Source organism: Mycobacterium sp. G7A2 (assembly GCF_041902445.1).
In the GTDB taxonomy this organism is placed as follows: domain Bacteria; phylum Actinomycetota; class Actinomycetes; order Mycobacteriales; family Mycobacteriaceae; genus Mycobacterium.
Window position 1 is genome coordinate 5,746,612 of the sequence record NZ_CP169251.1, and the last position, 17,805, is coordinate 5,764,416.

17 protein-coding genes are annotated in these 17,805 nt (G+C 69.5%); 4 read left to right on the plus strand and 13 right to left on the minus strand.

Annotated elements, in window-relative coordinates; all coding sequences use genetic code 11:
• Window positions 1-29: 29 nt before the first annotated feature.
• Entirely contained in the window at window positions 30-1,082 is a 1,053-nt protein-coding gene (locus tag ACEWX3_RS27285; protein ID WP_374158260.1) for a sigma-70 family RNA polymerase sigma factor, read from the plus strand.
• A 71-nt stretch (window positions 1,083-1,153) separates the two neighbouring features.
• Here ACEWX3_RS27285 and ACEWX3_RS27290 read toward each other — a convergent pair whose 3' ends face one another.
• The gene (locus ACEWX3_RS27290; protein WP_221350576.1) at window positions 1,154-1,609 is read right to left on the minus strand and encodes a MarR family winged helix-turn-helix transcriptional regulator; all 456 of its coding nucleotides are present in this window, start codon (window positions 1,607-1,609) and stop codon (window positions 1,154-1,156) included.
• A 97-nt stretch (window positions 1,610-1,706) separates the two neighbouring features.
• Between ACEWX3_RS27290 and ACEWX3_RS27295 the strand changes: the two genes are divergently transcribed.
• Both ACEWX3_RS27295 and ACEWX3_RS27300 read left to right on the plus strand, forming a co-directional pair.
• The gene (locus tag ACEWX3_RS27295; RefSeq protein ID WP_374158261.1) at window positions 1,707-2,474 is read left to right on the plus strand and encodes a pirin family protein; all 768 of its coding nucleotides are present in this window, start codon (window positions 1,707-1,709) and stop codon (window positions 2,472-2,474) included.
• Entirely contained in the window at window positions 2,452-3,819 is a 1,368-nt protein-coding gene (locus ACEWX3_RS27300; RefSeq protein WP_374158262.1) for a sorbosone dehydrogenase family protein, read from the plus strand. The genes ACEWX3_RS27295 and ACEWX3_RS27300 overlap by 23 nt, the downstream gene beginning before the upstream one ends.
• On the opposite strand, the gene ACEWX3_RS27305 is transcribed toward ACEWX3_RS27300, so the two are convergent.
• Window positions 3,820-4,269 (minus strand): SRPBCC family protein, encoded by a 450-nt coding sequence (locus ACEWX3_RS27305; RefSeq protein WP_207069052.1) that lies wholly within the window; start codon window positions 4,267-4,269, stop codon window positions 3,820-3,822.
• Window positions 4,270-4,487: 218 nt separating this feature from the next.
• On the opposite strand from ACEWX3_RS27305, the gene ACEWX3_RS27310 reads away from it, so the two are divergent.
• Entirely contained in the window at window positions 4,488-5,570 is a 1,083-nt protein-coding gene (locus ACEWX3_RS27310; protein WP_207069053.1) for a phosphodiester glycosidase family protein, read from the plus strand.
• On the opposite strand, the gene ACEWX3_RS27315 is transcribed toward ACEWX3_RS27310, so the two are convergent.
• From ACEWX3_RS27315 to ACEWX3_RS27365, 11 genes are all read right to left on the minus strand, one after another.
• Window positions 5,563-6,324, minus strand: coding sequence for a fructosamine kinase family protein (locus tag ACEWX3_RS27315; protein WP_374158263.1), 762 nt, complete (start codon window positions 6,322-6,324; stop codon window positions 5,563-5,565). The two genes, ACEWX3_RS27310 and ACEWX3_RS27315, sit on opposite strands and share 8 nt — an antisense overlap.
• A 7-nt stretch (window positions 6,325-6,331) precedes the next feature.
• Complete coding sequence (locus ACEWX3_RS27320) at window positions 6,332-7,192, minus strand: mammalian cell entry protein (RefSeq protein WP_374158264.1); 861 nt, start codon at window positions 7,190-7,192, stop codon at window positions 6,332-6,334.
• Window positions 7,159-7,737 carry a mammalian cell entry protein gene (locus ACEWX3_RS27325; protein WP_374158265.1) on the minus strand — a complete coding sequence of 193 codons (579 nt, stop codon included), beginning with the start codon at window positions 7,735-7,737 and terminating at the stop codon, window positions 7,159-7,161. The genes ACEWX3_RS27320 and ACEWX3_RS27325 overlap by 34 nt, the downstream gene beginning before the upstream one ends.
• Entirely contained in the window at window positions 7,734-8,717 is a 984-nt protein-coding gene (locus ACEWX3_RS27330; protein ID WP_374158266.1) for an RDD family protein, read from the minus strand. Before ACEWX3_RS27330 ends, ACEWX3_RS27325 begins: the two co-directional genes overlap by 4 nt.
• Window positions 8,714-9,634: a hypothetical protein gene (locus ACEWX3_RS27335; protein ID WP_374158267.1), complete on the minus strand. Its 921-nt coding sequence runs from the start codon at window positions 9,632-9,634 to the stop codon at window positions 8,714-8,716. The genes ACEWX3_RS27330 and ACEWX3_RS27335 overlap by 4 nt, the downstream gene beginning before the upstream one ends.
• Entirely contained in the window at window positions 9,604-11,166 is a 1,563-nt protein-coding gene (locus ACEWX3_RS27340; protein ID WP_374158268.1) for an MCE family protein, read from the minus strand. The genes ACEWX3_RS27335 and ACEWX3_RS27340 overlap by 31 nt, the downstream gene beginning before the upstream one ends.
• A gap of 3 nt (window positions 11,167-11,169) precedes the next feature.
• On the minus strand, window positions 11,170-12,255 hold the full coding sequence (locus tag ACEWX3_RS27345; protein WP_374159971.1) for a virulence factor Mce family protein: 1,086 nt from the start codon (window positions 12,253-12,255) through the stop codon (window positions 11,170-11,172).
• 72 nt (window positions 12,256-12,327) lie between these two features.
• Window positions 12,328-13,962, minus strand: coding sequence for a virulence factor Mce family protein (locus tag ACEWX3_RS27350; RefSeq protein ID WP_374158269.1), 1,635 nt, complete (start codon window positions 13,960-13,962; stop codon window positions 12,328-12,330).
• Window positions 13,963-13,974: 12 nt separating this feature from the next.
• The gene (locus ACEWX3_RS27355) at window positions 13,975-15,558 is read right to left on the minus strand and encodes an MCE family protein (RefSeq protein WP_374158270.1); all 1,584 of its coding nucleotides are present in this window, start codon (window positions 15,556-15,558) and stop codon (window positions 13,975-13,977) included.
• On the minus strand, window positions 15,555-16,586 hold the full coding sequence (locus ACEWX3_RS27360) for a virulence factor Mce family protein (protein ID WP_374158271.1): 1,032 nt from the start codon (window positions 16,584-16,586) through the stop codon (window positions 15,555-15,557). Before ACEWX3_RS27360 ends, ACEWX3_RS27355 begins: the two co-directional genes overlap by 4 nt.
• Entirely contained in the window at window positions 16,583-17,800 is a 1,218-nt protein-coding gene (locus ACEWX3_RS27365; RefSeq protein ID WP_374158272.1) for an MCE family protein, read from the minus strand. The genes ACEWX3_RS27360 and ACEWX3_RS27365 overlap by 4 nt, the downstream gene beginning before the upstream one ends.
• Between the last annotated feature and the right edge of the window lie 5 nt (window positions 17,801-17,805).

The following is a 17,805-nucleotide window of genomic DNA, read 5'->3' on the forward strand; positions in this document are numbered from 1 at the left end:
CCAACGGTGCCTGAACTGCAGGCAGCCGGTTGTCAGACTCACTGCGTAAGCTGCGTCACGTGAGCGTGGTGGCAGTAGAGGACGGTGGGTCCCGGGAAGCGTTCCTGGCCGATGCGCAGCGCTTCCGGCGCGAGCTGCTGGCGCACTGTTACCGGATGACCGGGTCCCTGCACGACGCCGAGGACCTGGTCCAGGAGACCTACCTGCGAGCCTGGAGGTCCTACGACGGTTTCCAGGGCAAATCGTCGGTGCGGACGTGGTTGTACCGGATCGCCACCAACACCTGCCTGACGTCCCTGGAAGGCCGCAAGCGCAGGCCGTTGCCCACTGGCCTGGGCGCCCCCGCGTCGGATCCCACCGGCGAGATCGCCCAGAATCACGAGATCACCTGGCTGGAGCCACTGCCGGATGCGCCCCGGGAGGATCCGTCGGATCCCTCGGTGATCGCCGAGTCCCGAGAATCGGTGCGCCTGGCGTTCGTCGCCGCTCTGCAGCACCTGCCCCCACGGCAGCGTGCGGTGCTGGTGCTCCGCGAGGTCCTGCAGTGGAAGGCCGCCGAAGTGGCCGAGGCGGTCGGAGCGTCCACGGCCGCGGTCAACAGCCTGCTGCAGCGAGCCCGGGCGCAGCTCGACGAGGTCCAGCCCAGCCGCGATGACCGCGCGCTGGCGCCGGAGTCCCCGGAGACCGCCGAGCTGCTGGCCCAGTACATCGCGGCCTTCGAGAACTACGACCTGGACAAGCTGACCGAGTTGTTCACCGCCGACGCGGTGTGGGAGATGCCGCCCTTCGACGGCTGGTATCACGGCCCCGCCGACATCGTCACGCTGTCGAGGACGCACTGCCCGGCCGAGAAGTCCGGCGACATGCGATTCCTCACCACGACCGCCAATGGTCAGCCGGTTGCGGCGCTGTACATGCTCAACCCGCAGACCGGCCGGCACGAGGCGTTCCAGCTGCATGTCCTCGACGTGCGGGACACGGGGATCGCCCATGTGGTCGCCTTCATGGAGACCGCGCTGTTCGCGAAGTTCGACCTGCCCGACGTGCTGGACGAGCCTTCGTTGCCTGGGCGGGACACCTAACCCTCGGGGGCGTGGACGGGTCACGGGCCCAAGGGAGCGTTGGACTAGCCGTCGTTGCCTGGGCGGGACACCTAACCCTCGGGCGCGTGGCGGCGCAGGCGGCCCAGCACAGTGTCGATCGCCGCGCCGAACGCCTCCAGCTGCGTCGGCGACAGACCGTCGAACACGACGTCACGCACCAGGTCCACGTGTCCCGGCGCCGCGGTGTGCAGCGCCCCGGCGCCCGCCTCGGTGATCGTCACCGTGGCGCCGCGCCGGTCGTCGTCATCGCCTTCCCGGTCCACCAGTCCGCGGCCCCGCATCCGGCGCAGCTGGTGCGAGAGCCTGCTCTGCTCCCAACCGATCAGCGAGCCGAGCTCGTTGATCCGCATCGGCCCCCGCTCCGAGAGCGCCACCAGCACGTCGTAATCGGCCAGCGACAGCTCGCAATCGGACTGCAGCTGCCGGTGCATCGCGGTGTTCAGCGCGCCGCTCATCGCCAGATAGTTGCGCCAGACCCGCTGCTGCTCGTCGGTGAGCCATTCCACCCCGCCAGGTTAGCCTTGGAATACATGACGCGTCATGCATGTTGTCGGGTGCAGTACCGGCCACCTAGGCTGACAAAGACTCCCGAGGAGTGATCGCATGACCAGCCCCCGCAGCATCGTCGACGTCCGTCGCGCCCAGGACCGCGCCAAGACCGAGATCGCCTGGCTCGACTCCAAGCACTCCTTCTCGTTCGGCGGCCACTACGACCCCGACAACACCCATCACGGCCTGCTGCTGGTGAACAACGACGACATCGTCAGCCCAGGCACCGGCTTTGACACCCATCCGCACCGCGACATGGAGATCGTCACCTGGGTGCTGCGCGGATCGCTCGTGCACCAGGACTCGACCGGGCACTCCGGGGTCATCTACCCCGGCCTCGCGCAGCGGATGTCGGCGGGTCGCGGGATCTTGCACTCGGAGAAGAACGACTCGTGGACGTTGACCGGCGAGCAATCACACAGTGAGCCCGTGCATTTCGTGCAGATGTGGGTGGTCCCCGACGAGTCCGGCATCACCCCCGGCTACCAGCAGCTCGAGATCGACGACGAGCTGCTGCGCGGCAACCTGGTCACGATCGCGTCGGGCATGCCCGAGCACCGCGACGCCGCGGCGATCACCATCCGCAACCGGTACGCCGCGCTGCACGGGGCGCGCCTGCAGCCCGGTCAGAGTGTGCAGGTGCCCGAGGCTCCGTACCTGCACCTGTTCGTGGCGCAGGGCGACGTGACGCTGGAGGGAGCCGGCGCCCTTGAGCAGGGTGACGCGGTGAGATTCACCGCGTCGGGCGGTCAGCGGGTCACCGCGACCGCGCCCGCTGAGATTCTGGTCTGGGAGATGCATGCGGGACTCTCTGCGGCGTAAGCGAACCGGAGCGCTGATGGCGGGAGCGCTGCTGCTGACCGCCGGGTGCACCGGCGGTGGCGAGCCCGAGTCGGGGTCGCCCTCCAGTGGGCCGTCAACCGGTCCCTCGACCGCGGCACCGACGCCCGGGTCGCCGTCCAGTACGCCCCGCGACGGAGCGGCCCAGCCCCAGACGGACACCGTGACCGTGCAGGCCGGACCCGGTCTGGATGCCGCACCGTTCGACCAGGAACGCCGGGCCCAGGTGCCGCAGGGTTGGACGATGTCGGTGTGGGCGCGCACGGCCCGCCCCCGGCTTGCTGTCTGGACACCCGATGACCAGCTGCTGGTGTCGATTCCGGCGCAGGGCCGGGTGCTGCGGTTCACCCCCGGGCCCGACGGGCCGGAGGAGTCGGTGCTGCTCGACGGGCTCGAGCAGCCCCACGGCCTGACCTTCGACGGTTCCACCCTGTATGTCGCCGAGAGCGACCAGATCACGGCCTACGACTACGCCGACGGCGCCGCGACGAATCAGCGGGTGATCGCGCGCGGCCTACCCAACGCCGAGAGTCCGGAGCTGCGGGGCGCGTACGCCCACGCCCTCAAGAGCGTCGCGGTCGGCCCCGACGGCGCCGTCTATTTCTCGATCGGATCGACGGGCAACATCACCGCCGAGGACCGCACCGCCGACCCGCCGCGCGCGACGATCCTGCGGGTGCCGCCCGGCGGCGGACCCGCCGAGCCGTTCGCGACGGGCGTGCGCAACGGGACCGGCCTTGCCGTCGCGCCCGACGGTTCGGTCTGGACCGCGAACAACGGCCGCGACAACGTGGCCTTCCCCGAACCCGGACCGCAGTACGGCCAGGTGCTGCCCGACTACGTCGACGACAACCCGCCCGAGCAGATCGCCCGGCTCACGCCCGGCCGGGAGTTGGGGTGGCCCTACTGCAACAACACCGGCGGGCCGGCCGACCTCCCGTTCGTCCGCGATGTACAGACCAACCCCGACGGCGAAAAGCTCGACTGCGCGGCACTCCCGCCGGTCGAGCAGAGCATGGGCGCGCACTCCGCGCCGCTGGGGATGACGTTCGTCGACGGCGCGCTCCCCGAGCCGTATGGCCAGGGCGCGCTGATCGGTGTGCACGGCTCATGGAATCGGCAGCCACCACGACCGCCCGAGGTGTCGTTCTACCCGTGGCGCGACGGCACGCTGGGCGACCAGCAGACCTTCGTCGGCGGCTTCCAGAATCCCGACGGCTCCCGCTGGGGCAGGCCGGTGGCGGCGGTGGCCGGACCCGACGGCGCGGTGTACATCACCGACGACGACGCCGACGCCATCTACCGGCTGGCTCCGCCGCGGCCGTAGCTAACTGGTCACCAGTGCGTTCAGCACGGCGGTCAGCTGACGCTGGGTCCCGACGGCGCGCTTTTCGAACGCCTTCTTCATCACCGGGTTGAGCAGTCGCGCTGAGCCGTGCATCTCGAGTTCGGCTTCATAGGTGACGGTCGATCCGGCACCGGCCGGCTCGACGGTGATGGTGCCGACCGCCGTCGACGAGCGGCTCTCACCGACGAAAACGACCGAGCGGTCGGTCAATTCGCACAGCTTGTAGGTCGTCTCGGCGGTGACCCCGAGCATCGTCGAGACGTTGTGCCAGTAGGCGCCCTCCCCGACCGGTCCGTTGTCGATGCGTTCGCAGGTGCGCGTGCCGGGGTCCCACTGTGCGGCGTGGCCCAGATCCTTGAGGTAGTCGACCACGACATGCGGAGGCGGGCTGACGTCGAAGGTCCGGGAGACTCGGTTAACTGCAGCCATGGGTACCGGATACCCCGATGGGCCGTGCGATCCACGCCCGGACACCGCCTTCCCGGACTCGGCACCGCTACGCGGTGCGTGACCTCAGCAAATGCCGCGGCGACGCAATCGCGACGGTCCTGTGATGCTGCTGTGACGAAAGTTGACACCGTTTCTGCTGGGATTACTGTTGTTGTGCCGGCCGTCAAGCCCGGCCCGATCGCCGAGAGGAGCCGCCGGTGCGCAGGTGCGGGGCAAACATCCGCCGGCTCGGCGTCCGCGCGGTGGCCGCCGGGCTGACGGCCGCCGTCGCCGCCACGGCCGCGGCTCCTGTCGCCGGCGCCGCCAGCGCCCGTGAGCTGCTCGCCGCCGCGATCGCCAACACCCAGGGCTCGTATCTGGTGTACAACTTCGGGGGCGGATTCCCGGCCCCGATGACCGATGCGTCCGGTCGCTCGTACGAGCTGAACAACGGCGGCCGTCTGATGATCATCAAGGCCGCCTCGCAGCGGTTGGCCCCGCGCCTGCTGGCCGATTCCCACACCGGCTATCAGGCTCGGTGTGAACGCGATCCCCGCGCCCGCACCGGCGAAGGGCTGTGGCAGGCAGCCGAGATCTACTCGCCGCTGCAGGCCTGGCAGGCCCTCGGCCAACCCACCATCGCGATCAACGCCAACTTCTTCGACGTGCGCGGCCAGCAGGGCGGGTCGTGGAAGACCACCGGCTGCAGCTCGCCGCTGGGCGCCTACGTCGACAACACCCGCGGCCTGGGCCGCACCAACGTCGCGGTGACGGGCACGCTGGCCTACGCAGGCAAGCAGGGGCTGTCCGGCGGCGACGAGCGCTGGATGGCGCTGTCGACGATGATCCTGCCGGTCGCCGGGGCGCCGTTCGTCGTACCGCCGCGCAGCGACGACGACTACGACGCGGCGACGCCCGTGGTGACCGGGCTGATCGACAAGGGCACCCGCTTCGTCGCCGTCGCCGGCCTCGGACTGCTCGCCCCGGGCGACACCGGCCAACTCAACGACCCCGGGCCGAGCGCGGCGCGCACCGCGATCGCCTATGTGCGCGACCGCGACGAGATGTACGTCTTCCAGGGCGGCAGCTACACCCCCGACCAGATCCAGGATCTGTTCCGGGGTCTGGGCAGCGACACCGCCGTGCTGCTCGACGGTGGCGGCTCCTCGGCGATCGTGTTGCGTCGCGACACCGGCGGGATGTGGGCGGGGGCGGGCGCACCGCGCGGCTCCTGCGACACGATGGCGGTGCTGTGCGACTCCCGTGAGCGCGCACAACCGGCGTGGCTGGCGTTCAACTGAGCGCCAGTGCGCTGCGCGCGGCGGCCCGCGCCTGCCCCAGGTAGCCACCGCCGAACAGTGCGACATGCGCCAGCAGCGGGAACAGTTGGTGCAGACCTGTCCGGTCACGCCACCCCGACCGCAGTGGATGGTGGCGCTGGTATCCCGCGAGCACGGCGTCGAGGTACGGGCACCCGAACAACGCCAACATGGCCAGGTCGGATTCGCGGTGCCCGCCGTGGGCGGCCGGATCGATCAGCACCACGCCGTCCGGTGTCCACATGACGTTGCCGCTCCACAGGTCGCCGTGCAGCCGGCAGGGTTGGTCGTCGTCGTCGAAATCACCGGCGGCGCAACGGTCGGCGACTGCGGCGACGTCCTCGGCGGTGGCGCTGTCCAACGCGGCCCGTTCGGCCAACGGGCGTAGCCGGTGCTCGGCGTAGAAGCTGCCCCAGCTCGCCTCGGCGGCATAGCTCATCGGCAGCGGTTGGTGCAGCGGACCGAAGAACCCCGGCCCCGTCCAGCCGTCCGGGGCGGCCCCGAAGCCGTCGGCGCCGGCGTCGTGCGTGTGGGCCAGGCGGGCGCCGAACTGCTCGGCAGCGACACGGTCGGGCGCCGCACCCGCCAGACGCTCGAGTGTCAGGGAGGCGTCGTCGACGGCCACCACCTGCGCGCACGGCACGCCGTCGGCCGCGGCGGACAGCCAGCGCAGTCCGGCCGCCTCGCAGGCGAAGAAGCCCGCCGGCGCCTGCGGGTTGCGCTTGACGAAGCTCACGGCCTGGTTACAACTGCGGGGTCAGATCGAACGACGTCACCGTCGACATCCTGGTGATCAGCCACTGGCTGCCGTCGCGCTCCATCGTCAACCGGTAGGACAGGTACCGCAGCGACGGGATGTTCTTGGTGACCGGGCTGGTGGCCACGGAGTTGGTGTAGACGATCGCGGTGGCCTGTTCGGGCGCATCGGGCGGGGAGACGCTTTCCACCGCGGCGCCGACCACTTGGGTGTTGTTGGTGACTTGGGCCTGCTTGTTGGGCTCGACGATCGCGTCGATGTAGCGGGCGTACTCCTCGGAGAAGTCACCGGCGAGGTAGCGCGACGCGCGGTCGGCCAGCGTCGCCATGTCCTCGGGGGTGTAGGTCCACAGTGTCGTGATGGCCTCGGCGGCGGTCTGGGCGATCTCGAGCTTGGTCGCGACCAGGGCACGCTCGGACAGATAGGGCTGGACCATCGCTCCGGCGAAACCGGCCGACCCGACGAACAGCACCGCGGCGACCACCGCGGCCAGCATCAGCCGCCTGCCCGCCGGGCGGTGCGGGACGAGCACGACGTCGTCGGGGTTCCCGTCGGTGGTCTCGTCGGCGCCCGCGGGTGATGCGTCGTCCGCGGCGTCGGGCGACGTCTCGTCTGGATTGTCGGGTTCGCCGTCGGTGTCCGCAGACGACGCTTCGTCGGAAATCCCGGGCGACGCCCCGTCAGTGCCCTCCGGGCTCTCGGCGGGTTTCTCGGGGTGCCCGGGCGGCGTCACGTCGACGGGCGCGGCGGGCTGGTTCTTCCCACGGTCTGCCTTACCGACCGGGGTCTTCGGCGCCTCGGCGGCATCGGCGGTCAGATCACCTGGATCAGGTTGCTGATCTTCCACTGCTGTCCTTCCCTGGTCGTCGTGGCGATCCAGCGGCTGCCGCTCTCGATCGTGGTCTTGCCGTCCGGTGTCTTCGACGTCACCTTGGTCGCGACGAGCACGTCGGCGCTGCCGTCGTCGTTCCACCGCTGCACTCCGGCCTCGAGGACGCTGCCGGTGGTGGGTTCGGCCTGTGCGACCTGGATCAGGATCTCGTTGAGCTTGTCCCGGAAATTCTGCTCGAACTCACCGGTTCCCTCCGCCAGCACCCGGTCCGCGTAGGCGTTGGCGTTGAACGGGTCCAGTGACGTGTACATCGTCATGAACTCCCGTGCGTAGCCCAGTGCCGCCGCTTCCTCGAGCGCAGCCCGGCGGTCCGCCTCGTGGCGGACGAGCATCAGCGCGCTGCCCACGATCGCCGCGGTGACGACGACGGCGCACACCGCGGCCACCAGCGCGAGGCCCCAGCGGCGCGGCTTTCTCGGTGCCACGTCGAAGTAGCCGGCGCCCATCACATCCTGGACGTTGCCTTCCACGCTCAGGTCGATCCTGCGCCGCGGGCTCACTGCCCCGCCTCGCTCATCATCGGCTTCTTGAGCACCGTGAGGCCGGCGACCTGCCATCGGCCTTGCGCGGACCGCTCGAACTCGACACGCACGGTGGCGGTGATGAACCGCAGGTCCTCCGGGTTGGTGCCGCGCTGCCCCTGCATCGCCAGCAGCATCGCGGCGCGGTCGGGCGTGACCGGCGGATTGGTCAGCACGGCCGACGCCACCGCCCAGTACTCGTTGCTGGTGGCCTGCCCGCTCCGCAGGGCCTGCTGCTGGGCGGTCAGCTGCGGCCGGTAGCCGTCGGTGGTCAGTTGTTGAGCCCGGTCGAAGTCCTCGTCCATCGTGTCGACGCTGTAACTGAGCATCTGTTCGACGATGCGCGGGCCCTGCTCGGCGATCTGGGCACGCGCCTCGTCCACCGCCCGCTCCTGGCGGTAGACGACCGCATAGGCCGCTCCCGCGGCCGCCGCGCACACCACGGCGGCGCCGATGAGCACTGCGGCCACCAACCGGCGCATGTCGCGGTTCGGTGCGACGACGCGGTGCACCTCGGTGCGCAGCAACAGGTCGGCGAAGGTCCGGCGGCGGCGGTCCCACAGCGGCCACAGCCAGCCCACCCCCAGCGCGAGGGTGTCGAGCAGGTGCGCCAGCTCCCGCACCGCCAGCCGCACCACCCCGACCGGTCGCCCGGAGCGGTGCGCAACACGCAGTCCGAACAGAGCGCGGCCCAGCGTCCATCCGACGGCATGCGGCAGAACCAAGCGGTTGACCGCCATCGCGAACAGGGCCAGCCCCGCAACGGCGGTGAACACCCATCGCATCGCATCGTCGGCCGGAGTCGCCAGCGCCAACAGCGCCGCGGTCGCGACCACCCCGGCACCGGGCAGGGTGTCGACGAGCAGCGCGCCCGCCCGGGCGGCCCAGGACGCCGGCACCGGATCCGGTGTCGACGCGGCCTCCGAATGCTCCGGCGTCGTGTCCAGCACCGCGGTCACGACGTGACCTGGTCCAGGTTGGCGATCCGGTACTGCCCTTCGTCGAGGGCCATCGTCGCCCGCAGGCGGTAGCCGACCTGGTTGTCGGTGGCCTCGACATTGGAGATCTTCACCCGCAGCGCCACCAGCACGTTGATGCTGCCGTCGTCGTTGTGCCGCTCGACCGCCGCGCGCAGGTCGTCGACCACGACCGTGGCGTTGGCGGCCTGGTACGCCTCGGCGAGCACGCTGCTGTACATGCCGGCCTGCACCCCGAACTCGCCGGTGGAGCACTCCAGGATCTTCGACTGCGCCGCCGTCATCGCCGCGGTGTCGGGCGCCTGGGTGGCTGCGACGCAGTCCTTGGCGGCGGCCAGCGCGGCCGCGTCGGCTCGGGCGATCTCGGCGGCCCGCTCATTGGCCCGCCACGCGACATAGCCGCCGGCCACCGCGCCCACGGCGAGCAGCACCAACACCGCGCAGACCGCGGTCAGCCAGCCGCGTCCGAGCCGGCTCGGGCGGCGGTCCGCGGGCCCGCCGGCGCCGACCGTCGCGTCCTCGAGCGCGGGGTCCCCGGCCGCGGGGCTGTCGGCGGCGGAGTTGTCGGCGGCAGCATCCCCGGTCGCAGGGTCGTCAGCAGCATCCCCGGTCGGAGCGTCGTCGGCAGCGTCCCCGGTCGCAGGGTCGTCGGGCGCAGGATCGGCGGCAGGGCCCTCGGTTGCGGCCTCGGAATCCTGGTCGGCGGTCGCCTCCGACCCCGCATCGCCGGCGGCGGATTCGTCAGCTGGTGCGTCGTCGGCTGCGGACTGGTCGTCGACGACCGTCTTGTCTTCAACTACCGTGTCGTCGTCAGCTGCCGCCGCGGGGTCCTGCGGCGCGCTGTCAGCGTCGGCGTCGGTGGTGGGGTTCAGCCGGCTGGTGCCAGCATCTCCTTCCATCCGTCGTCTCCTGGGTTGCTCGAATTGCTGACGTTGTACCGGACGCCATCCGGGCCGACCACCTCGCCGCTGCTGGGGTTGTAGGCGGCGGTGGTGCCGGGCGGGCCTTGGGCCGGAGTGTAGATGCACGGGTTGGGCTGTTGTCCACTGCAACTGACGGTACCCGAACCGGGCGGGCTGACCGGGTCGCTGATCGGCGCCGTCGACTGCGGCGGCGGCAGCTTGTCGGCCGGCAGCGGGTTGGTGCCGTTGTTGATCGACGGGGCCGGGATCACCCGGCCCGGATCGACACCCTGGTCGCAGCGCGCACCCGGGGCCGGGCAGGCCAGCACCTGGTTCGGGTCGCCGTACCAGGGGTTGGTGCCCAGCGGCACATACGGCTCATCGCTGCGGCACTCCGCCGGGGTGGCCCCGCGCTTGCCCGGCACATCCACGCACGGATAGTTGCGCGCGCCGCGAACGACGTTGCCCTGGAAGTCTTTCGGGATCTTGCAGTACGTGCCGGACGGCAACGGGGCGCGGCTGGTGTCTGCGGGCGAACGCCATTCCGAGGCCGGCAGGAAGCCGGTCATGCAGGGTGGCGGCAGGTTGATCGACAGGCCGAAGTGCAGCAGGCCGCCGTCCTCCATGATGGACCCCATCTGCAGCAGCGACGCCCCCTGCGGGTAGATCACCAACGTCTGCTCGATGTTCTTGTTGTAGCGCTTGAGCATGTCGGACACCACGGCGAGGTTCGCCAGGGTCTGCGGCAGCGCCTCCTGGACGTCACTGAACACCGTCGTCACCTGATCCAGGGTCGGTGCGGCGTTGCGCAGCCCGTTGCGCAGCGCGGCGTCCTGCTGCGCGGCCTGGGAGGCGATGACGTTCAGGTTGCGCGACCACTGGCCGATCGCGTCCCCGGAGTCGACCTGGCTCTGCAGGATCGGCTCCGCGTTGGCGATGATGTCGTTGACCTGCGGCAGGTTCTCCTGGAAGCCGCCGGCGAGGTTCGTCGTCGACTCCACCAGGCGCTGCAGGGCAGGTCCCAGACCGCCGACGGCCAGCGACGTCTCGGTGAGCAGGGTGTCGATCTTCTCCTTCGGCAGCACGGCCAGGCCCTTGTTGGCCGCATCGAGCGCCGGGCCGACCGGCGCGGGCACGGTGCTGTCGGTGATCACCGCACCGGGTTGCAGGAACGGGCCCGAATCGGTGTCGGGCACCAGGTCGAGGTACTGCTCACCGATCGCCGACACCGAATGCACGTCCGCCCGGACATCCGCCGGGATGCGGTAGTCGTCGTTGATGCGCATGGTGGCCCGAGCGCCTGACTCGGTCGGCTCCACGGCGGTCACCTTGCCGATCTGGGTGCCGCGGTAGGTGACGTTGGCCGTCTCGTACAGACCGCCCGAACTCGGCAGCTGCGCATAGAGCGTGTACTGGCCGATGCCGGCCAGGCTGGGCAGACGCAGGTAGTACAGCCCGAGCACGGCCAACGCGATGACGGTGAGGATCGTGAAGAGGAGCAGCTGCAGCCGTATGAACCGGGTCAGCATCGGTCAATCACCCCTTTCGATCAGCGGGCCACCCGGCACCGAGTTCGGGTTCGGGGTGAACCGCACGTCCGGGATCATCGTGCTCGGGTCGCGGCCCCACGACTGCTCGAGGGCGCGCAGCATGCCCGACACACCGGTTCCGGACAGGAAGCCGTTGTCGATGGCAGACAGCGTCAGGTCGATCAGGATCGACGTGTTGATGTAGTCGCCGCGGATCACCTTGTCCACGTTGCCGATCGGGTACGGCGCGGTCAGGAAGATCTGCAGGGCGCCCAGCAGGTACGGCCCGGACTTGCCCAGTTCGCGCAGCGGGCGCTGCAGGTTGGCCAGGTTGGTGTTCAGGTTGTCGCTGGCCGGGGCGAGCATGCCCTCGGCGGCGTTGCTGACCCGCCCCACCGCCTCGACGGCGTCGGCGAACTGGTCGCGGGTGTCGGCGAAGTACTTGATCAGCGGCGGGAACTCGGTGAGCACCCGGTCCAACGTCTCGTCGCGCTGGGCGACGATCGCCAGCAGACGGTCGGTCGAGTCGATTGCCCTGGTGATGTCCTCACGCTGCTGGTTGAGCTCGTCGGTGAACGTGTCGAGTTGGTTCAGGAACGTCCGGATCTCGTCGGCGCGCCCGTTGAGCACGTTGAAGACCTCGGTCTGGATGGTCTCGAGGTTCGCCACGCCGCCACCGGTCAGGATGGTGGCGATGCTGGCCAGCACCCGTTCGGTGGTGGGGAACGCCGACGCGTTCTTCAGCGGGATCGTGTCGCCGCTCTTCAGCATCTGCGCGGACGGGTCCGGCGGCGAATCCAGCTGCACGTGCTGTGAACCCAGCAGGCTGGTCTGGCCGATCTTCGCCAGCGCGTTGGCCGGCAGCTCCACGCTGGGGTCGACGTCCAGCGTCAGCGTGGGCACCCAGTTCTTCAGCTCGATGGCGCGCACCCGCCCGACGTAGACGTCGGCAACCCGCACCCGGCTGTTCACGTTGAGCGCCAACGTGTCCGGCATCTGCACGTAAATCGTCTTGGCGCCGGGCCCGGTGCCCGGACCGCCGGGCAGGGGCACGTTCGAGATGCCCTGCCAGCCGCACGAGGTGAGCATCAGCGCCGCGGCGCCGAGGGCCACCACGCGCTTGGGGAGTTTGCGCCAGCTGACTTTCGAGAGTTTCACAGGTCAGCCTCCCGACTCTGCCGGCAGCAGCGGCCCTGCCGGGGCGGCCGGCGCCGGTGCCGCCGGCGGCGCTGCGGGGGCGATGGCGCCCAACGGGTTGCCCGGGACGACGCCCGGCGCGGGTGCAGGCGGCGGGGCCGGCTGCGGGTACCACGGCGGCGGCAACGGGTTGTTCTGGTCGAACGCGTTCGGCGGGCCGGGCAGGTTGCCGTCGCGCGTGGTGCCGAAGGCCGGCGGAGCCGGCGGTGGGACGATGTCGGGTCCGCCCATCAACTCGTTGAGCGACTCGGGGGTGAGCATGTTCTGCGTGAACGGCTGCACCTCGACGCCCTGCATGCCGGGCGCGACGATCCAGCCGGGCTCGTGGTTGCCGTGCGACCACAACGTGTCTCGCGACCAGATGCCGGGCACCGTCGTGTCCTTGTAGCCGGGCGGCGGGCGCAGGCGCTCCTCGGAGTAGGCGATCTGCTTGGGCAGCGTCATCGCGGTGCGCAGCTGGTTGGCGCCGAACGGCAGGTAGTTGAACTTGATCGCGTCGAGGATGGGCCCGAGGTACTGGGCGCACAGCTCCGCCGACTCCTGATAACCCAACCGGCTGCCGGCCTGGATCGCACTGCACAGGAACTGCATCGGGTTGGCGAAGTTGTTGATCACCGGCGTGGTGACGATGCCGCCCGCGTTCGGCGACGCGATGTTCATCAGGTTCGCCGCGACGTTCGGGTAGGCGTGCAGCGCCGTCTCCAGGCCTTCGCGAGCCTGCGGCTGCAGGATCGCGTTGGTGACATCGGACAGGTTCTGGATGTCGGTCGCCAGCACCTCACCGTTCTCGTCGATGAATCCGCGTGTGGTGTCCAGCAATTCGTTGAGATCCTGCAGCGCGTCGGCCACCTCGTTGTCGGTGTTGGTGAACGCGTTGGTGATCTGGGCGAGGTCGTCGTTCAGCGCGACGAACTGCTGGTCACTCTGGTAGAGCGCGTTGACGAACAGTGCCAGGCTCTTGATCACGCTGAAGAAGTCGCCACGGCCCTCGTTGAGGGTGTACAGCGCCTCGGACAGGTTGGTCAGCGTGCGGTTGAGCTGCTGGCCCTTGCCGGCGAATCCGTCGGCCGCCGACTCGATGATGTCGCCGAACGGCCCCTTGGGCTGCTCGGGGGTGGGCCCGAGGTCGGTCAGCAGCCGGTTGATCGAGTTGCGCAGGTCGTCGTACTCGACGGGGACCTGGGTGCGGTCCAGACCCAGCACGGCACCGTCTTCGAGCACCGGGCCGCCGGTGTAGGGCGGCGCCAGCTGGATGGTGCGGGAGGCGACCAGGCTGGGGTTCAGGATCGACGCGGTGGCGTCGGCGGGCACCTTGTACTTGTCGTCGTAGTGGAAGGTGACCTTCATCTTGTCGCCGTCGGGCACGATGCCGTCGATCGAGCCGACCCGCACGCCCATGATCTGGACGTCGTCGCCTTCGTAGAGGGCCAGCGTCTGCGTGAAGTAGGCCGTCACCGAGTTGGTGGTGGCCTTCTTGTAGAGGTTCCACCCGATGACCGCGGCGATGATCCCGAGGATCAGCACCACGGCGAGGAGGATCACCGAGGCGCGGGACAGGCCGGACAGTTTGAGGTTCCGGACGTTGAAAATCGTCGACATCTCTCTCCTCCCCTAGCCTTGCGATCCCGGCGGGAGGAACGGCGGGTTGCCGGGCAGCGGCGGCTCACCGGCCGGCGGCAGTGTCAGGCCCGGCCCGGGTGGCGGCGGGGGCCCGTCGAGAGCCGGAGGCAGCGGCGCGATGCCCGGGGTGAAGTCCGGCGCCGAGGGCTGCGGCTCGAGCGGAACGGTGCGCGCTCCGGGCGGGGCCGGCGGCAACGGCACCCGCGCACCGGGAACGGTCGGGGCCAGCTGACCGGGGATCGCCGAGGCGGGCACACCCGGGGACGGCTGCGGCCCGTGGGCGTTGGGCGGCGACGTGGCCACGTTGGGACCCTGCCCGGCGTAGTTCGGTCCGTACGGGTTGTCGCCGAACGGACCGACGGTCAGGTCCGCGCAGGGCAGCGGGTTGCCCGGGGTCGGGTCCCCGCCGGGGCCCGGCGTGTAGGAGCACGGCGAACCGGGGACGACGGCCGGCCCGGGATTGGCCGGGGTGCCTTCCAGCGGGGTCGGGGCCGGCGGCGGGGCGCCGTTGGAGAACCCGGTGCCGTTGGGATCCGGGAAGCGGAACGCCGGCAGTCCGGCGTTGCCCCAGAACTCCTCCGGATCGATGCCGCGCTTCTTGAAGGCGGCGTCGACGTAGGGCTGCAGCAGCCAGTAGGGCGCCAGGTTGGCCAGCATCACCTTGAAGTACGGCCCCGAGGCCAGCGCCTCACCGAGCGACACGATGAACTTCGACAGCGACGTCAGCGTGTCGGAGAGGTCCATGCGGCGCTCGGAGAGCACACCGCTGATGGTGCGCAGCTGCTCGAGGACGCGGTTGAGGTTCGGGTTGTCGTCGATGACGCCGCGCACCTGGGTCGAGAACGTGCCCACGCGCTCGAGGAGTTGGCCCACCGCGTAGTTGCGCTCGTTGATCGCGGCCAGCAACGTCTGGGCGTTGACCAGCAGCTCGTTGATCTGCCCGCCGCGGTTGCCGAGCACTCCGGCGACCTTGTTGGCGTTGGCGAGCAGTTTCTGGATCTGGTCGTCGCGTTTGCCGATGGTGTCGGAGAACCGCGCGACCCCGTCCAGCGCCGCGCTGAGGTGAGGGTAGGTCTGGTCGATCGTCTCCGAAAGCACGTTGAGCGACTCTTTGACGGTCTGAGTGTCCCAGCCGGAGGTGTTGCTGCTGACGTCGAAGAACGCGTCGTAGATCTGGTACGGCGTGGTGGTCTGGCCCAGCGGCAGCGTGCCGCCGGGTTGCAGGACCTCGGTGCCGCGGGGCTCGATCTCGATGTTGCGCCGGCCCAGGATGGTGTCGGTGCGGATGGCCGCCCGGCTGTCCTTGCCGATCTGGGTGCCGCCGAGCGCATAACCGATGACGACCTTGTCACCGTCGATGTCCATCGAGCGCACGGTGCCGACGTCGACGCCGGCGATGCGCACCTTGTCTCCGTTGTTGAGCCCGCCGGTGTCGGAGAACTCCGCGTAGTAGGTGGGCGTCGCGAACAGCATCGGCACGCTGGCGAAACTCTGGCCCACCCCGATCACGAGGATCACGATCAGGATGCCCATCAACCCGTTGCGGACGCGGTTGGACCCTTCGAGGACTCTCATTTCGGCGTGCACCTACCTGTCGGCTGGCTCCACACCTTGACCTTGCGCACGGGTCCGCCGGGCTGCAATCCGTTGAGCTTCAACGTGATGTCGCACGCGTAGAAGTTGAAGAAGTCGCCGTAGAGGCCGCCGGAGCGGCCGATGACCGCCAGCGCGTCCGGCAGGTCGATCAGCAGCTGGTTGAGCTCGTCGCGCTGGTCGACCAGCGGCTGGTTGAGCACCTCGAGCTTGCTGATGGTCTGCTGCAGCAGCGGCCGGTTGTCGGCCAGCAGGTCCCCGATCGTGCCGGCGGCGTCACTGATGTCGGCGACCGAGGTGGCCAGTGGATCGGCACGATTCTTCAACCCGGTGATGAGGACCTCGAAGTTCTGGATGGTCTCGTCGAACTGCTGCTGATGCTTGACCGTCGTGTCCAGCACGGTGTTGAGGTTGGTGATGACGTCACCGATCGCGCGGTCCCGGTCGGCCAGCGCATTGGTCAGCGACGCGGTCTGATCCAGGATGTCGTTGATCGTGCCGCCCTGCCCCTGGAACACCGTGATCAGCGACTGGGCGATGGTGTTGACCTTCTCGGGCTCCAGCGACTGGAACACCGGGCGGAAGCCGCCGATCAGCGCGTCGAGGTCGAGCGCCGGTTCGGTGAGCTCGATCGGGATCGTCGCTCCGGCAGCCAGTTTGGTGTTGCTGTTACCGCGGGACAGGTCCAGGTAGCGGTCCCCGATGAGGTTCAGATAGCGGATGGACGCACGGGTCTCGTCGAACAGCGGCAACGACCGGTCGACGTTGAAGTCGACCTTGACCTTGGAGCCGCCCTCGATGAGGGTGACGTCTTCGACCTTGCCGACCTCGACACCGGACGCGCGGACGAACTGGCCGGGGCGCAGGCCGCTGGCACTGGAGAACACCGCCGAGTAGCCGGTGGTGCGGTCGAAGCGCACCTGGCCGAACACGATGATGATGATCGCGGTGAACATGAGCAGCACCAGGGAGAAGGCGCCGAGCTTGATCGCGGTTCCGGTGATTTTCATGGGTTGATCGTGTGCTCCCCGACTTGGCGTCCCCACACGTACTCGGTGAGCAGCGGCGAGCCCAGGCCGATGTGGTTGTACGGGGCGATCGACGCGCCGGTGTCCAGCACCAGGAACGGCGCCGGCCACAGATCCCGGGTGATGGGCTGCCAGCAGCCCGGCCGTCCGCCCGGCCCGCCTTTGGCGTTCACCCGCGGCAGGTTGTCGGGGAAGACGTAGGCGTTGGCCGTGCCCAGACCCAGCACCTCCGAGTTGGTCTTCAGCGAGTAACCGTTGCCGCCGAACGCGTCGCTGATCTTGGGTTCGACGTCATGGTAGTTGCGCATCATGCAGTAGATCGACGGGCTGTACTCGTCGAGCAGCGCGGTGGTCGGGATCAGGTCCTCGGCGGTGCGCACGAAGTAGGGCGCGCCGCGCTCGAGGACATCCCCGCCGACGTTGCCGAACCCGACCGCGGCCATCAACGCCTGGTCGACGTCGCCCTGCTGTTCGTTGAACGTGCGGGCGGTGGTGACGGCGTTCTCCAGACCGTCGAACAGGTCGGGCGCCGCGTCGGCGTACACCTCTCCGAGGTCGGCGAGCAGCTGGTTGTCCCGCCGGATCGTCGGCATCTGCGGGTTGACCTCGGCCAGGATCTGGTTGCCGTCGATGATCGAGTCGCCGAAGCGCTCGCCGAGCCCGTCGAGCGCCTCGGCGGTCGCGGTGAGGGTCTGGTTCAGCTTGATCGGGTCGACCTGTTCGGCCACCTCGACCACGGTCTCGAACAGCGTGTTGAACTCGGTGGTCACCGACGACACGTCGATGACGTCGCTGGCGGTGATCCGCTCGCTGGAGGGGTCTTTCGGGGTGGTGAAGGAGACGTACTTGTTGCCGAACACGGTGGTCGCGGTGATGTCGGCGTTGACGTTGCGCGGGATCAGGTCGAGGTACTCGGGATTGACCTCGAGGATGATCTTGGCGCGCGGTTCGTCGTCCACGGTGACCTGTTCGACCTGCCCCACCCGGCCGATCTGCACGCCGTTGTAGGTCACCTTGGCCCCGGGATCCATCGACAGGCCCGAGCGCGCCGAGATCATCGTCAGCTGGGTGCGGGGCAGGAAGTCGCCGCGGAACTGCAGATACACCACGACCACGGCCGCGATGGTGAGCAGGGCCAGTACGAGGCCGGCCACCTTGTAGGGGGGCTGGCGTTTGGTGTTGATGGGAGCCGTCATCGCCG

Excerpts from the sequence above, each read along its gene's own strand:
- ACEWX3_RS27295 (WP_374158261.1), top strand. The coding sequence starts at position 1,707 with ATGACCAGCCCCCGCAGCATCGTCGACGTCCGTCGCGCCCAGGACCGC.
- ACEWX3_RS27300 (WP_374158262.1), top strand. The coding sequence starts at position 2,452 with ATGCGGGACTCTCTGCGGCGTAAGCGAACCGGAGCGCTGATGGCGGGA.
- ACEWX3_RS27305 (WP_207069052.1), bottom strand. The coding sequence starts at position 4,269 with ATGGCTGCAGTTAACCGAGTCTCCCGGACCTTCGACGTCAGCCCGCCT.
- ACEWX3_RS27335 (WP_374158267.1), bottom strand. The coding sequence starts at position 9,634 with ATGGAAGGAGATGCTGGCACCAGCCGGCTGAACCCCACCACCGACGCC.
- ACEWX3_RS27340 (WP_374158268.1), bottom strand. The coding sequence starts at position 11,166 with ATGCTGACCCGGTTCATACGGCTGCAGCTGCTCCTCTTCACGATCCTC.
- ACEWX3_RS27345 (WP_374159971.1), bottom strand. The coding sequence starts at position 12,255 with ATGCTCACCTCGTGCGGCTGGCAGGGCATCTCGAACGTGCCCCTGCCC.
- ACEWX3_RS27350 (WP_374158269.1), bottom strand. The coding sequence starts at position 13,962 with ATGTCGACGATTTTCAACGTCCGGAACCTCAAACTGTCCGGCCTGTCC.
- ACEWX3_RS27355 (WP_374158270.1), bottom strand. The coding sequence starts at position 15,558 with ATGAGAGTCCTCGAAGGGTCCAACCGCGTCCGCAACGGGTTGATGGGC.
- ACEWX3_RS27360 (WP_374158271.1), bottom strand. The coding sequence starts at position 16,586 with ATGAAAATCACCGGAACCGCGATCAAGCTCGGCGCCTTCTCCCTGGTG.
- ACEWX3_RS27365 (WP_374158272.1), bottom strand. The coding sequence starts at position 17,800 with ATGACGGCTCCCATCAACACCAAACGCCAGCCCCCCTACAAGGTGGCC.